This is a genomic window from Pseudomonas sp. Emmai (assembly GCF_055179735.1).
In genome coordinates this window covers 2025715-2039764 of sequence record NZ_CM143685.1, presented here as the reverse complement: position 1 = coordinate 2039764, position 14050 = coordinate 2025715, and the positions used below count along the sequence as shown (strand labels likewise).

Annotated in this window: 11 protein-coding genes; 7 read left to right on the top strand and 4 right to left on the bottom strand. The window is 60.9% G+C overall.

Features of this window, described 5'->3' with window-relative positions; genetic code table 11:
- The first annotated feature begins 55 nt into the window (after positions 1–55).
- Positions 56–946, top strand: coding sequence for a DMT family transporter (locus ACY4LX_RS09160; RefSeq protein ID WP_463259731.1), 891 nt, complete (start codon positions 56–58; stop codon positions 944–946).
- Here ACY4LX_RS09160 and ACY4LX_RS09155 read toward each other — a convergent pair.
- The gene (locus ACY4LX_RS09155; RefSeq protein ID WP_054049193.1) at positions 940–1227 is read right to left on the bottom strand and encodes an Rdx family protein; all 288 of its coding nucleotides are present in this window, start codon (positions 1225–1227) and stop codon (positions 940–942) included. The genes ACY4LX_RS09160 and ACY4LX_RS09155 overlap by 7 nt on opposite strands.
- A gap of 72 nt (positions 1228–1299) precedes the next feature.
- Between ACY4LX_RS09155 and ACY4LX_RS09150 the strand changes: the two genes are divergently transcribed.
- Positions 1300–3489, top strand: coding sequence for a patatin-like phospholipase family protein (locus ACY4LX_RS09150; RefSeq protein WP_463259730.1), 2190 nt, complete (start codon positions 1300–1302; stop codon positions 3487–3489).
- 182 nt (positions 3490–3671) lie between these two features.
- Here ACY4LX_RS09150 and ACY4LX_RS09145 read toward each other — a convergent pair whose 3' ends face one another.
- The 3 genes from ACY4LX_RS09145 to recQ form a co-directional block, all read right to left on the bottom strand.
- The gene (locus tag ACY4LX_RS09145; RefSeq protein WP_463259729.1) at positions 3672–5417 is read right to left on the bottom strand and encodes a FimV/HubP family polar landmark protein; all 1746 of its coding nucleotides are present in this window, start codon (positions 5415–5417) and stop codon (positions 3672–3674) included.
- Between the two features lie 129 nt (positions 5418–5546).
- On the bottom strand, positions 5547–5981 hold the full coding sequence (locus tag ACY4LX_RS09140; RefSeq protein ID WP_133839199.1) for a MarR family transcriptional regulator: 435 nt from the start codon (positions 5979–5981) through the stop codon (positions 5547–5549).
- Between the two features lie 119 nt (positions 5982–6100).
- Positions 6101–8227, bottom strand: a complete 2127-nt coding sequence (gene recQ, locus ACY4LX_RS09135; protein ID WP_149657078.1) for a DNA helicase RecQ — start codon at positions 8225–8227, stop codon at positions 6101–6103.
- 395 nt (positions 8228–8622) lie between these two features.
- Between recQ and ACY4LX_RS09130 the strand changes: the two genes are divergently transcribed.
- The 5 genes from ACY4LX_RS09130 to ACY4LX_RS09110 all read left to right on the top strand — a co-directional run bounded on the left by ACY4LX_RS09130 (position 8623) and on the right by ACY4LX_RS09110 (position 14047).
- Entirely contained in the window at positions 8623–9210 is a 588-nt protein-coding gene (locus ACY4LX_RS09130) for a UPF0149 family protein (protein ID WP_133839201.1), read from the top strand.
- A gap of 10 nt (positions 9211–9220) precedes the next feature.
- Positions 9221–9616 (top strand): YbaN family protein, encoded by a 396-nt coding sequence (locus ACY4LX_RS09125; RefSeq protein ID WP_149657079.1) that lies wholly within the window; start codon positions 9221–9223, stop codon positions 9614–9616.
- A gap of 241 nt (positions 9617–9857) precedes the next feature.
- Positions 9858–10562 (top strand): cysteine protease LapG, encoded by a 705-nt coding sequence (lapG, locus tag ACY4LX_RS09120; RefSeq protein ID WP_463259728.1) that lies wholly within the window; start codon positions 9858–9860, stop codon positions 10560–10562.
- A 22-nt stretch (positions 10563–10584) separates the two neighbouring features.
- On the top strand, positions 10585–12525 hold the full coding sequence (lapD, locus tag ACY4LX_RS09115) for a cyclic di-GMP receptor LapD (RefSeq protein WP_463259727.1): 1941 nt from the start codon (positions 10585–10587) through the stop codon (positions 12523–12525).
- 127 nt (positions 12526–12652) lie between these two features.
- Positions 12653–14047, top strand: a complete 1395-nt coding sequence (locus ACY4LX_RS09110; protein ID WP_463259726.1) for an AAA family ATPase — start codon at positions 12653–12655, stop codon at positions 14045–14047.
- Positions 14048–14050 lie beyond the last annotated feature (3 nt).

Here is a 14050-nt window from a genome sequence, read left to right as displayed (position 1 = left end):
GCCGGGGCATTACGCGGTTCAATGGCCCGACTCAACACGTTTATCAAGGACTGCAATGACTCCCCGTACCGCCCTCGGCGCCCTGCATATCGGCGCATTGATGTTTGGCCTGACAGGCGTGTTCGGCAAACTCGCGGCCGCCTCCCCCGCCGTCATCGTTTTCGGCCGTGCGGCGTTCGCGGTGCTGGCCCTGGCGTTTTTTGCGCGGTTCGCCAGCAACACCCGTTGGCAGAAACTTGAAGCCGTGGACTGGCGCCGCCTGCTGCTCAGCGGCTTGCTGTTGGCCGGGCATTGGGTCAGTTTTTTCATCGCGGTCAAAGTCGCGGGGGTGGCGATTGCGACCCTGGGCTTTGCCAGTTTCCCCGCGTTTACCGTGATCCTCGAAGGGCTGATTTTCCGCGAGCGCATCCGCGCCAATGAAATCCTGTTGGTGGTACTGGTCAGCGTAGGCCTGGTGCTCGTTACCCCCGCCTTCGACCTGGGCACCGGCGCGACCGTCGGCCTGCTCTGGGCCGTGGGTTCCGGTTTGCTGTTCGCCCTGCTGTCCCTGACCAACCGCGCCAGTTCCAGGCGCATTCCGGCGGTGCAGGCGGCGCTGTGCCAGAACGTGGTGGTCGCGCTGTGCCTGTTTCCGGTGGCGGCGCCGCAGTTGAGCGAAGTGCACGCCCTCGACTGGTTGTGGATCGGCCTGCTCGGGGTGTTCTGCACCGGCGTTGCCCATAGCCTGTTCGTTGCCAGCCTGGCGGTGATCAAGGCGCGGACCGCCGCGGTGGTGTTTGCCATGGAGCCGATCTACGGCATCACCGTGGCCTGGCTGCTGTTCGATGAAAACCCGACCCCGCGCATGTTGCTCGGCGGTGCATTGATCATCGTCGCCATCGTGGTCAGCAGTCGGTTATCCGGCAGCAGCAAGAAAACCGTGGCCGCCGAAGCCGCCTCTCACTGAGTGCGGTCGTTGTGCCCGAGGTCGCGGTCCGGGTCGATTTGATCCCGGACCCGTTGCTTGAGCACCTTGGCCTCGGGGAAACCGCCGTCGGCCTTGCGCTCCCAGATTTGCACCTCGTTACAAAAGATATGAAAGACCCCGCCCGTGCCCGGCACCAGGGACACCTTGCCCAAATCATCGCCAAAGGTGCTGAGCAGTTCCTGGGCCAGCCAGGCGGCGCGCAACAGCCACTGGCATTGCGTGCAATACGTGATGACGATTTCCGGTTTTTGCATGGTCATGATCGCTGAAACTCCTGAGCCAGAGGGGCGCCGCTATAATAGCCGCCTTTGTCGCTTGCCCCGAGATTCACGATGCGCCGTTTATTCTGTTGCCTGTTGCTTTGCCTCCTCCCCCTGATCGCCCAAGCCGTCGATGCGCCCCGACCGAAAATCGGCCTGGTGCTGTCCGGCGGCGCCGCCCGTGGCCTTGCCCACATTGGGGTGCTCAAGGCGTTGGAAGAACAAGGCATCAAGATCGATGCGATTGCCGGCACCAGCATGGGCGCGGTAATCGGCGGGCTCTACGCCTCGGGCTACAAGATCGATGAGCTGGAAAAACTGGCGCTGAACATCGACTGGCAACAGGCCCTGTCAGACGCACCGCCGCGCGAAGACGTGCCGTTCCGGCGCAAGCAGGATGACCGGGACTTCCTGGTGAAACAGAAGCTGAGTTTTCGCGATGACGGCAGCCTCGGCCTGCCGCTCGGGGTGATTCAAGGCCAGAACCTGGCCTTGTTGCTGGAAAGCCTGCTGGCCCATGCCAGTGACACCCGCGACTTCGACAAACTGCCGATCCCGTTCCGCGCGGTCGCCACCGACATTTCCACCGGCGAAAAAGTCGTGTTCCGCAAAGGCCATTTGCCCCAGGTGATCCGCGCCAGCATGTCGATCCCGGCGGTGTTTGCCCCGGTCGAACTGGGCGGTCGGCTGCTGGTGGACGGCGGCATGACCGACAACATCCCGCTGGATGTGGCGCGGGAGATGGGCGTCGATATCGCCATCGTGGTCGACATCGGCACCCCGCTGCGCAACCGCAAACAATTGACCACCGTGGTCGATGTGCTGAACCAGTCGATTACCCTGATGACCCGGCGCAACTCCGAAGAACAACTCGCCGCCCTGCACAAGGACGACGTGCTGATTCAGCCGTCACTCGCCAGTTTCGGCGTGACTGATTTCGGCCGCGCCCAGGACATGATCGACGCCGGTTACCGCGCCACCAAAATCCTCGAACCGCGCCTGACCCAACTCAAACCGGCGCAAGCGCTGGACGCCGAACTGACCGCCGCCCGGGCACCGAGCCAGCGCACGCCGATCATCACCGCGATCAAGGTGGAAAACGACTCGAAAGTCGGCGACGACGTGATTCGCTACTACATTCGCCAACACGTCGGCGAACCGCTGGACATGGGCCGCCTGCAAACCGACATGGGCACCCTGTACGGCCTCGATTACTTCGAACAGGTGCAATACCGCGTGGTGCACAAGAGCGAGGATCACACCCTGGTGATCAGCGCCCGGGGCAAGCGCAGCGGCACCGATTACCTGCGGGTCGGCTTGAACCTGTCGGACGACATGCGTGGCGACAGCGCCTTCAACCTCGGCGCCAGTTACCGGGTCAACGGCATCAATCGCCTCGGCGCCGAATGGCTGACCCGGGCGCAGCTCGGCGACAAACAGGAACTCTACAGCGAGTTCTATCAACCGCTGGACGTCGGTTCACGCTATTTCATCGCGCCCTACGCGGCGTTTGAAGCGCAGAACGTCGAGTCGATCCTGGATAACGACCCGATCGCCCAGTACCGCGTCGAACGTTATGGCTTCGGCCTGAATATCGGCCGACAGATCGGCAATAGCGGCGAAATCCGCTTCGGCGTCGGCGAGGCCTGGGGCAAGGCGGACGTGCGCATCGGTGATCAGGACTTGCCGAGTGAAAGCTTCAACGAGGGTTTCTATCAGCTCAAGTATTCGTTCGACTCGTTCGACAACGTCTACTTCCCTCACGAAGGCAAGGACATCAGCCTCGCGTTCCGGCAATTCGAACCGGGGCTGGGCTCGGACCAACGTTACCGCCAGTGGGAGTTCAAACTGGACAAGGCCATGAGCAGCGGGCCCGACACCCTCATTCTCGGTGGGCGCTATGGCCGCACTTTGGACGATGCCAACGTGGTGACTTCAAGCTTCCTGCTCGGCGGTGCGCGGCAGTTGTCGGGGTTTCGCGAGGATGCGATTTCCGGGCAGAACATCAGCCTGATGCGCGGCGTTTATTACCGACGCCTGACACCGCGCTCCTACCTGCCGCTGGACTTCCCGCTGTACATCGGCGGCTCGCTGGAACGCGGCCGGGCGTGGAACAACGACAATGCGTTCGACAGCGGCTACATCAACGCCGCCAGCGTGTTCATCGGTTTTGACACACCGCTGGGGCCGCTGAACTTCAGCTATGGCCTCAATGATGCGGATGAGCAGGCGGTTTATCTGAATTTGGGGCAGACGTTCTGAGCGCCGACCCGATGGCAAAACACTGAACCCAGTGGCGAGGGAGCTTGTTCCCGCTGGGCTGCAAAGCAGCCCCAAAACCTGCTTAGCCAGTGTGTCAGGTACACCGTGAGCGTTGAAATAACCTCTGCTGCGCAGCCGAGCGGGAGCACGCTCGCTCGCCACAATGGATCACATGCCAAGGATCAGCGGATGCCGGCCAATAAGTTGCGCGCAGTCTGCTTCAGCGGTTCGTCGCCTTCCTTGAGCAACTCGTTGAGCAGCTCGATGGCGCTGTCCAGATCACCGTCATCGATGCAGGTCTGGGCTTGTTCCAGTTTCCCGGCGCTGCTCGGCAATGGCTCAAGCTCCAGCGCCGGACCCGGCTCGCTGAAGGCGTCGAGGAAGCTGTCGTCCAGGGATTCCGCCTCGGGTACGGCATCCCACTCCAGCTCCGGTTCGCCCAACGCCGGCTCATCCGGCATTTCGAAAACGTCGGGCATTACGTGCAGATTGGACGTGAACGCGGGTTCGTCCGGCGGCGTCGATGGTTTGGCCGCCGGTGCGTCGTCGAACGGGCTGACCAGATCCCAATTGGAATCCATCGACAGGTCGTCCAGGTTCAGCTGGAACTCATCACGAGGTGCGGCTTCGGCCACCGCCGCCGCAACGGGTGTAATGACTGCCGTCGGCGCAATGGCCGCGATCGGGGTGGCATTCGCCAGTTTCGGGTAGCGAGCGCGAATGTCCGTCAGTTGCTGCGGGTCAAACCCGGCGTCACGCAGGCTGCTTTCCTGCGCGGCATAGGCCGCCACGTCCCCCTGCTTACCCAGCACCTCCAACAGTTGCACGGCCAGGTCGGTACGTTGCGGTTCCTTGACCAACGCCTCACGCAACAGGCCGGCCGCTTCGGAAAACCGACCATAAGCCAGGTAGATGCCCACGCCTTCCAGCACATCGCCGACGGGGGTTTCTTCGTGGTGATCGGGGACTTTCGCGAGGCTGAGCGACGATGGCTGCACCTCTTGCGCGGGCTCATCGGGGGTCATCGATAACGGCTCGGTCAGCGCTTGCTGCCGCTGGCGGCGAATAAACAATCCCAGCAGCACCAGCAGCACCAGCCCCAGCAATCCGGCCATCAACAGCCAGTTGCCGGTCTCGGGCTGTTCAACCACGACAGGTGCAGGTGCCACGGCGACTGGCGCGGCGGCTGGCGTCTGCGCGACTTCGGACAATCGGGTCTGCAAGTCGCTGACCTGCTTTCTCTCGTCGGCGATTTGCCCATCCTGGGTCTTGAGCCTGGCGTTCAACTCATCGATGGTTTTTTGCAGTTGCTGGTTTTGCAAGATGCTGGCGGCCAGTTGCTCGGCCACTGCATCGTTTGCTGGCGCTGCCGCCGGTGGAGCTACGACTGCGGCGAGCGCAGCGACTTTCGCCGAAGGTTTGGCCTTGGGGGCAACCAAAGGTTCGACGCTTGGGAACCCGGAAGTCGGAGCGCTGGCCGTCGGTTCGTCAGTCGCCGGAACAATCCCCGGCGAACCCGGTGGATCGATCAGCACGGTGAACTCTCGCAGCAAGCGCCCGTTGGGCTGATTGAGTTGCACCAGGAAATTCAGGAAGGGTTCATTGACCGGTTTGCTGGAGGTCACCCGGATCAGCGCGCGATTACCCCGCAGGATCGGGGTGAATTTCAGGTTATTGAGGAAAAACACACGTTCGACGCCCGCACGGCTGAACTCGTCGGCCGTGGCCAGGCTGACCGACAGGTCGCCCTCCGCCAGACCGGAGGCATCCACCAATGCGATGTCGGCGCTGAGCGGCTGGTTCAGCGCCGAATGCAGCGTGATGTCACCCAACCCAAGGGCAGGTGCCAATGCCGAGTAAGTGACCGCACCACCCACCACAAGCAGCTGGGTGCAATACCGCAATACCACGTGCCAACTCTCGAGCATGAGCATCCCTTAGATTAAGCAGAACCAACCTGTACGCGTTCGCACATCCGGTACGAACACGATATTGCCGAGTAGTTCTTTATAGTCTGCCCAACGGGGTATCTCAAAAACTCGGCGTCTGGATTTACCTCAAGATTTTTCGAGGTTGCCCAGGATGTGACCGTGCACCCGCATGCAGACCTTCAAATCCGCCTCATCGACGCCTTCGAACAGTTCGTGGCGCAGTTGGGTGGCAATGGTTTCGATTTGTTCGATCAACGGTCGAGCCGGAGCACAAAGGACGATTTTTTTCGCCCGGCGGTCTTCAACCACCGATTGACGCTGAACCAGGCCTTGGCTTTCCAGGCTGTCGAGCAAGCGGGCCAGGGTCGGCCCTTCGACGCCGACGCTTTGCGCCAGTTCGCGCTGGGTCGGGGCTTCATCGAAGCGCGCCAGGTGCAGCAGCACCAGCCAGCGCGCCTGGGACAGACCCAGGCCGGCGAGACGGCGGTCCAGTTCGGCACGCCAGCCACGAGACATCTGGGCCAATTGCATGCCAAAGCGGTGTTGATCGGTTAACGGCATAAAAAACTCATGGTTAGGCTTAAATAGAGAAAATCTAATTATTAGTCAGCTAAGCATGACCTTTCGCTATAGGCAAGGTTTGCTCCGTACTGAATCGTTACATCTATGCGGTGGGTCACCTAAATCTCGAATTCGGATTGCAGCGCCGCTCGCACGCAGTACAAAACCCCTTCCGGCACACGACCGGCGAACAACGCGGCAATCTCCGCCACCGGTGGCAACTCGCCCTCGCCGTCGAGGAACGCGTCCTGGATTTCGCCCATCAACTCTTCCGGCAGGTCCAACGCCTGTTCCAGGGACAATTGCTGCTTGCCAATCGCTTCGGCAAGCAGGGTGTAGACGTTCTTTTCCGAGCATTGCAGCTGACCGGCAATCTGCAGCGGCGTCATGCCAGCCCGGGCCAGGGTGATCAGCTCGTGGCGCACGTCGGCCACCACTTTCGGCGCCTCGACCTGACCGCCGAGCACCTCGAGGAAGGCCTCGCCATAACGCTCGAGCTTGCGGGCGCCGACGCCGCTGACCGTGGCCATTTCCGCCAACGAAGTCGGCTGGCTGCGCAGCATTTCCAGCAAGGTCGAGTCGGGAAAGATGACGTAAGGCGGCACGCCGTGTTCTTCGGCAAGCTTGCGCCGCAGGGCGCGCAAGGCTTCCCACTGTTCGCGCTCTTCGCCACGCACCAGTTGGCTCGCCTGGCTCTTGCTGCTTTTGGCGGTGGTCTGCGGCTTGAGATCGCGGCGCAGTTCCAGGGTCACTTCGCCCTTGAGCAGCGGCCGGCAGGTGTCGCTCAGACGCAGGCCGCCGTAGCCTTCGAGGTCGATGTCCGCCAAGCCACGGGCAACAAGCTGGCGGAACAGCGAGCGCCATTCACTCTCGCCCATCGCCTTGCCGACACCGTAGACCGACAGGTGCTGATGGCCGAAGCTGCGCACCTTTTCGTTGTCCTTGCCCAGCAAAACGTCCACCAAATGGCCGACGCCGTAGCGCTGGCCGGTGCGGTAGATCGCCGAAAGTGCCTGACGGGCCGGCTCGGTGGCGTCCCAGGTCTGCACGCCGTCGACGCAGTTGTCGCAGTGGCCGCAGGGCTCGGGCATGTCTTCATCGAAGTAGGCCAATAGCGTCTGGCGACGGCAGCGGGTTTCTTCGCAGAGCGAGAGCATGGCGTCGAGCTTGTGCTGCTCCAGGCGCTTGTGGCGCTCGTCGCCTTCGGAGTTTTGCAGCATCTGCTTGAGCATCACCACGTCTTGCAGGCCGTAGGCCATCCAGGCATCCGCTGGCAGACCATCACGGCCGCCACGACCGGTTTCCTGGTAATACGCCTCAAGGGATTTCGGCAAATCCAGATGCGCGACAAAGCGCACGTTGGGTTTGTCGATGCCCATGCCGAACGCCACGGTGGCGACCATGATCAGGCCTTCCTCGTTGAGGAAGCGCTTCTGGTGATGGGATCGCGTCTCGTTGGGCAGACCGGCGTGGTACGGCAGCGCCGGGAAGCCTTGTTCACTGAGGAACACCGCTACTTCGTCGACTTTCTTGCGCGACAGGCAATAGACGATGCCTGCGTCACTGCGCCGTTCGGCGAGGAACGCCAGCAATTGCTTGCGCGGCTGCTCCTTGGGGACGATGCGATAGAAAATGTTCGGCCGGTCGAAACTCGACAGGAAGCGCTCGGCATCCTGCAAATGCAGGCGATCGACGATTTCTTCCCGGGTGCGTTTGTCGGCGGTGGCGGTCAGGGCGATGCGCGGGACGTTGGGGAACAGCTCGGCCAACTGGCCCAGTTGCAGGTATTCGCGGCGGAAGTCGTGACCCCATTGGGATACGCAATGCGCCTCATCGATGGCGAACAGGGCGATTTCCAGGCTTTGCAGGAAGGCCAGCATCCGTGGCTGGACCAGACGTTCGGGCGCCAGGTAGAGCATTTTCACTTCGCCGCGCTTGATCCGGGCGGCCAGGTCGCGCTGTTGCTCGGCGCTCAGGGTCGAGTTCAACGCCGCGGCAGCAACGCCGAGCTCTTCAAGGGTCGCGACCTGGTCGTCCATTAACGCGATCAGCGGCGACACCACCACCGCCAGGCCTTCGCGCAGCAGCGCCGGAACCTGGAAGCACAAGGACTTGCCGCCACCGGTGGGCATCAGCACCAGGGCGTCGCCGCCATTGGCCACGCGCTCAATGATTGCACCCTGGCGGCCACGGAAACTGTCGTAGCCGAAGATGTCCTTGAGGACGCGTTGAGCCTGTTCGAGCATAAAAACTCCAAAAATCACCGAAACATCCCTGCAAGGCTGGTTCAGAACCACGCAGGCTGCACTGACAAATCGTAAGTGCGCATTGCATGACGCTTCACATCTCAGCCGCGACGCCAGCAGGGCATCACAAAACGCGCGAGTATACCCGACCCCTTCCCGGCAAAGGGTGCCGCTGATAAGACACATCAGGACAAACACTGATCCCCCAAGGAGCTGCCGAAGGCTGCGATCTTTTGATCTTGTCTTTAAAAAGCAAAATCAAAAGATCGCAGCCTTCGGCAGCGCCTACAGGGAAAGGTGGTGTGTATGAGGGGCAAATATCCCGCGCGGCTGGCCTGAGGGCTCAAGAAGGCCTAGAATTCCCGCATCTGTTTAATTCCCCAAGGTAGCTTTTAATGTCCTTCGCTGAGCAACTAACCCGCCTGCAAGTCTTCCTCGACGCCGACGAGCTGCATGACGAGGCGCTGGACTACGTGGCCGCCCACGGCTACCTCACGGCGCTGTCGATCTGTTCCGAAAACGTTCCAGACCGTGAATGGATCGACGCCCTCTTCGCCGAAGAGCCGCATTACGCCGACGACACCGAGCGTGAAGCGATCGAATCCACCCTGCTGGCCCTCAAGGCTCACATCGCGCGCCAACTGGCTTCCGACGAAGAGTTCGAGCTGCCATGCGACCTGGACCTGGGCGAAGAGCCGGATGATTCCGACCTGCGCGGCTGGTGCATCGGTTTCATGGAAGGCGTGTTCCTGCGCGAAGCGGCCTGGTTCGAAACCGCCGAAGACGAAGTCAGCGAAATGCTCCTGCCGATCATGGTCGGTTCCGGTCTGTTCGACGAACAGCCTGAGTTCGAAGACATCGCCAAGGACGCCAACCTGATGGACGACATGATCGTGCAGATCCCGGAAGCCCTGACCGCGCTGTACCTGCTGTGCCAGGCACCCGACGAGAAACCGGCGATCCTCAAGCCACGTCACCACTAAGGTCTTGCCTATGGACAACCCCATAGGCCACCGCTCCCTGATGTTGCGCTACGTGCTGCTGGCCATCGGCTGGCTGAGCGTGGCGTTGGGGGTGATCGGGATTTTCCTGCCGGTATTGCCCACCACGCCGTTCCTGCTGCTGGCCGCCGCCTGTTTCGCACGCAGTTCGCCGCGTTTCTACCAATGGCTGGTCGAGCACCCACGGCTTGGACCGTGGATTCGCGACTACCTGGACGGCAACGGTATCCCGCTCAAGGGCAAGGTCTACGCCATCGGCCTGATGTGGGTGAGCATTCTGTTCTCCTGCTACCTGGTGCCATTGCCTTGGGCGCGGGGGTTTATGTTGACCAGTGCGGTGCTGGTCACGGTTTACATCCTCAAGCAGAAAACCCTGCAAAAACCCTGATCCTGTCTCCGTGGTAAAGGGCTTTTGTGGCGAGGGGGCATGCCCCCGTTGGGTTGCGAAGCGACCCCAACCCCTGCAACCCGGTTTCTTCTGACACACCATGCCGGCTGGTTTTACGACTGCTGCGCAACCGAACGGGGGCAAGCCCCCTCGCCACAGGGTTCACTGCAAGCCGACGATCAACCCTCCCCCAGCCAAAACACCACCTAAACTCCAGTCATCTGCACCCGAGCAGCCAGACATGTCTTGCAGTCGGCGTAGTCCAGGATGGCCAGCGCTCCGACTTCGGTTCGGCGGCGGGCTGCTGGCGTTTTTTTTGCTGGCCGGGCTGGGCCGAGTCTGCGCCGACTGGGATTTCGGACTGATCCTGCAAACCGCCGAAAAACGCTACGGCGCCCTCGGCCCGGCCCAGGGGCGGATCAAGGCCTGGAACCAGATGCTGCAAGGTGAACGCAACCAGCCAGAGCGCGAGCAACTGAACGCGGTCAATCGCTTCTTCAATCAGCAACTGAGTTTTCAAGACGACAGTCGCATCTGGCAGCAGATCGATTACTGGGCCACGCCAGAAGAATCCCTGATCAAGGGCGCCGGCGACTGCGAGGACTACGCCTTGGCGAAATATTTCAGCCTGCGTCAGCTCGGGGTTCCCAGCGAAAAACTGCGCATCACCTACGTCAAGGCCCTGACCCAGAACCAGGCGCACATGGTGCTGACCTTCTACAGCAGCCCCACGGCGGATCCGCTGGTGCTGGACAACCTGATCGGCGAGATCCGCCCTGCCTCGCAGCGCAAAGACCTGCTGCCGGTGTATGCCTTCAACGCCGAAGGCCTGTACCTGCCGGGCGCCAATGGCGGCAAGCGCAGCAGCGACTCGAAGAAGCTATCGCGCTGGCAAGACGTGTTGAAAAAAATGCAGGCCGAAGGGTTCGCCGTGGGCGACGGCTAGCCGCCAGAGCAAGGAGCGTTTTATGTCACTGCGCAAACAATTGTTTCTCGCCATTTGCCTGTTTCTGCTGGTGGCGTTCAGCGGCAGTTTTTTTGTCGGCCTGGAAAGCTCGCGCGAGCAAATGCTCGGACAATTGCGCTCCCACGCCCAGGACGCCGCCACCGCGCTGGGGCTGTCGCTGACCACGCAGATCGACGACCCGGCGATGATCGAGTTGATGGTCAGCTCGATTTTCGACAGTGGCTATTTCAGCAGCATCCGCGTGGTCAACATCGCCGATGAACAGGTGCTGGTGGAACGTGACGCTCCGGCGCGGATCGAGGGTGTACCCGACTGGTTCGTGCGCCTGGTGAACCTGCACGCGCAAGGGGGCGATGCGCTGATCATGCGCGGCTGGGAGCAAGTGGCGCGGGTCGAAGTGTTGAGCAATCCGCAGTTCGCACTGGCCAAGCTCTGGGACAGCACCCTCGGCAGTTTGGCCTGGCTGCTGCTGTGCGGCGTGGTCAGTGCGATGTTCGGCGGCTGGTTGCTGCGCCGGCAATTGCGCCCGCTGGACACGATGGTCAAACAGGCCGAAGCCATCAGCAAACGGGAATTTCTCAGCCTACCCAAACTGCCACGCACGCCGGAACTGAAACGGGTGGTGCTGGCGATGAATCAGATGGTCGAGAAGCTCAAGGCGCTGTTCGCCGAAGAGGCGGCGCGCAGTGAAAAGCTGCGGGCCGATTCCTATCAGGACAACCTCACGGGACTGGCCAACCGACGCTTGCTGGACGAGCAACTGGCCGATCACTTGCTGGTCAGCGAACAGAGCAGTGACGGCCACTTGCTGATGCTGCGGATCAACGACTTGGCGGGCCTCAACCAACGCCTGGGCGGCCAGCGCACTGATGCCTTGATCGGTGCCGTCGCCGAGTTGCTCAAACGCCTGACGCAAATCCCGGAGCGTCGGACCTGGCTGGCAGCGCGCAATCGCGGCGGCGAGTTCAGCCTGCTGACCCCGGGCCTGGACGACAAGGACGCCGCGCGCCTGTGCGCCGAAATCAGCGCCACCCTGGAAAACCTGCGCCTGACCGGTGCCAGCGACAGCATGCCGGTGGCGCACCTGGGCATCGTCGCCTACCAACCGGGCGAGCCGGCCGGCGAGGTGCTGCTGCGCCTCGATCAGGCCCTGACCCAGGCCCAGCAACACCCCGAGCGGCCGTGGGCGCATCTGGATCATTCCAGCACCGCGCCGAACCAGTCCCAACACGACTGGCGCAACTGGATCGACGACGCCCTGACCCACGGCAAGCTGCAACTGTATTTCCAACCGGTGGTGCAATGCGTCGACACCAGCCAGGTGCTGCACCACAAAGTCCTCGCGCGCCTGCTCGACCCACAGGGCGAAGCGATTGCCGCCGGCCACTTCCTGCCGTGGATCGAACGCCTCGGCTGGTCGGCCCGCTTCGACCTCGCCATGCTCGACGCCACCCTCGACTACCTTGCGGTCAATCGCTGGCCCCTGGCACTGAGCCTGTCCGGCACCACCCTGCGCGATCCGGCCTCGTTGCAACAGATCGTGCAGTCTCTCGACTCCCTGCCGGAACTCGCGCCGCTGCTGATCCTGGAAATCGACGAACGCCAACTCCCGCCCCCGGACGAATTGCAGCGCCTGAGCCACAGCTTGCTCAACACGGGGTATCGCATCGGGTTACAGCATTTTGGCGGGAGTTTTAGCCAGATCGGCAACCTCACTCAGCTGGGATTGGCGTACCTGAAGATTGACGGGAGCTACATTCGGGGGATTGATGAACACAGTGATAAGCGGCTGTTCATTGAAGCGATATACAGGGCAACCAACAGCATTGATCTGCCGTTGATTGCGGAGAGGGTTGAAACGCAGGGAGAGTTGGCGGAGATCAAGTCGCTGGGGCTGTTTGGTGTCATGGGGCGGTTGATCGGGCCGCCGGAGCCGATGTGATTGTGCAAAGCCATGTGTCCGTGGTGTTCACGTGTTTTTATTCACAGTAGAATTCGCGCCATTATCTGTTCCCCAAGGAACATCACCTCTGCCGCAGCCTGGCATCGGTCCACATGGAGGAAAGTCTGTGAAACTGATCAGGCTGGAGCTGGAAAACTATCGTTGCTTCCCCGCGCTGACGCTAGAGCTTGATGAGCAATTGACGTTGTTGGTTGCGCGCAATGGTCAGGGCAAGACCAGTTTGCTGGACGCGATCAAGGTTGTGTTGTGGCCGTACATCCGTGGTTTCGATCTCGGCAGATCCACATTGACCAGCATTCAACCTGACGACGTTTTTCTACGGCCACTCAAAGCGCATCAGATGGAACCATCTCTTCCCGCTCGGCTGACAGCACAGGCTAGCTTTCAGAACGCGGACTGGCGCTGGTCACGCAGTCGGGACAGCATCCGAAAAGGCACGAAAAACAAAAGTGACACTGGCGCCAGAAAGCTGGAGCACGCTGCTAAAACTCTTCAAATAGGGGTTTTTAAAAGTGCTCTGATTGGCGCCCCCGAAACGCCCGACTTACCTGTTCTAGCGTATTACGGCACCGGGCGCCTTTGGAGTCATAAACCTCCAACTTTTCAAAAAATCGATAACTCCGAATACTCCAGAACCTTCGGCTATCAGGATTGCCTTGATATCACCTCCAGTTACAAAAATTTCGCTAAATGGTACACACGTATTTTTCTCAGCTACCGAGAGGAACAAATTCGCAGCCTTGAACGCGGTCAATCCAGCTTCAATCTGAAAGACGAGATTGTGCACCCGGTGAAAGCGGTGCAAAACGCGGTCAATGCGATCCTTGAATCCCAAACCGGGTGGCGAGATCTGGCCTACAGCAGCGAATTCGCCGACCTGGTGCTGGAGCATCCTGTTCACGGCATTTTGAAAGTCAGCCAACTCAGCGACGGCATACGCAACATCGTCGCCCTGACGGCCGACATCGCGTATCGCTGCGTCAAACTCAATCCTCATTTGGGTTTGCTCGCCTGCGAGGACAGCACTGGGATCGTGTTGATCGACGAAGTGGACATGCACCTTCATCCAGCGTGGCAGCAGACCGTCATTCCCGACTTGCTCCGGGCGTTCCCACGCATCCAGTTCATCGTCACCACCCACAGCCCTCAAGTCATCACATCGGTGCCGGCGCACTGTATTCGCGTTCTGCAAACAGTGAGCGACGAAAATGGTCATGGCCAACGCGTCACGATCAGCAACGTCGAGCAACAGACCCAAGGCGTTGCCAGCTCTCAGGTTCTGGCTCACGTCATGCAGATTGACCCGACACCTGACAATGAGCCTGCGAACAAACTGAGCGCCTATCTGGCTTTGATTGAGCAGAACTTGCATGAGTCAGAGGATGGGGTAGTGCTACGTAAGTACCTTGATGCACATTTCGGGGTTCAACACCCTGACATGCTGGATTGCGAAAGGTTGATCAGGTTGCAAATGTTCAAACGTAAACAAGCCAAACAGTAAGCG

Excerpts from the sequence above, each read along its gene's own strand:
- ACY4LX_RS09160 (WP_463259731.1), top strand. The coding sequence starts at position 56 with ATGACTCCCCGTACCGCCCTCGGCGCCCTGCATATCGGCGCATTGATG.
- ACY4LX_RS09155 (WP_054049193.1), bottom strand. The coding sequence starts at position 1,227 with ATGACCATGCAAAAACCGGAAATCGTCATCACGTATTGCACGCAATGC.
- ACY4LX_RS09150 (WP_463259730.1), top strand. The coding sequence starts at position 1,300 with ATGCGCCGTTTATTCTGTTGCCTGTTGCTTTGCCTCCTCCCCCTGATC.
- ACY4LX_RS09145 (WP_463259729.1), bottom strand. The coding sequence starts at position 5,417 with ATGCTCGAGAGTTGGCACGTGGTATTGCGGTATTGCACCCAGCTGCTT.
- ACY4LX_RS09140 (WP_133839199.1), bottom strand. The coding sequence starts at position 5,981 with ATGCCGTTAACCGATCAACACCGCTTTGGCATGCAATTGGCCCAGATG.
- recQ (WP_149657078.1), bottom strand. The coding sequence starts at position 8,227 with ATGCTCGAACAGGCTCAACGCGTCCTCAAGGACATCTTCGGCTACGAC.
- ACY4LX_RS09130 (WP_133839201.1), top strand. The coding sequence starts at position 8,623 with ATGTCCTTCGCTGAGCAACTAACCCGCCTGCAAGTCTTCCTCGACGCC.
- ACY4LX_RS09125 (WP_149657079.1), top strand. The coding sequence starts at position 9,221 with ATGGACAACCCCATAGGCCACCGCTCCCTGATGTTGCGCTACGTGCTG.
- lapG (WP_463259728.1), top strand. The coding sequence starts at position 9,858 with ATGTCTTGCAGTCGGCGTAGTCCAGGATGGCCAGCGCTCCGACTTCGG.
- lapD (WP_463259727.1), top strand. The coding sequence starts at position 10,585 with ATGTCACTGCGCAAACAATTGTTTCTCGCCATTTGCCTGTTTCTGCTG.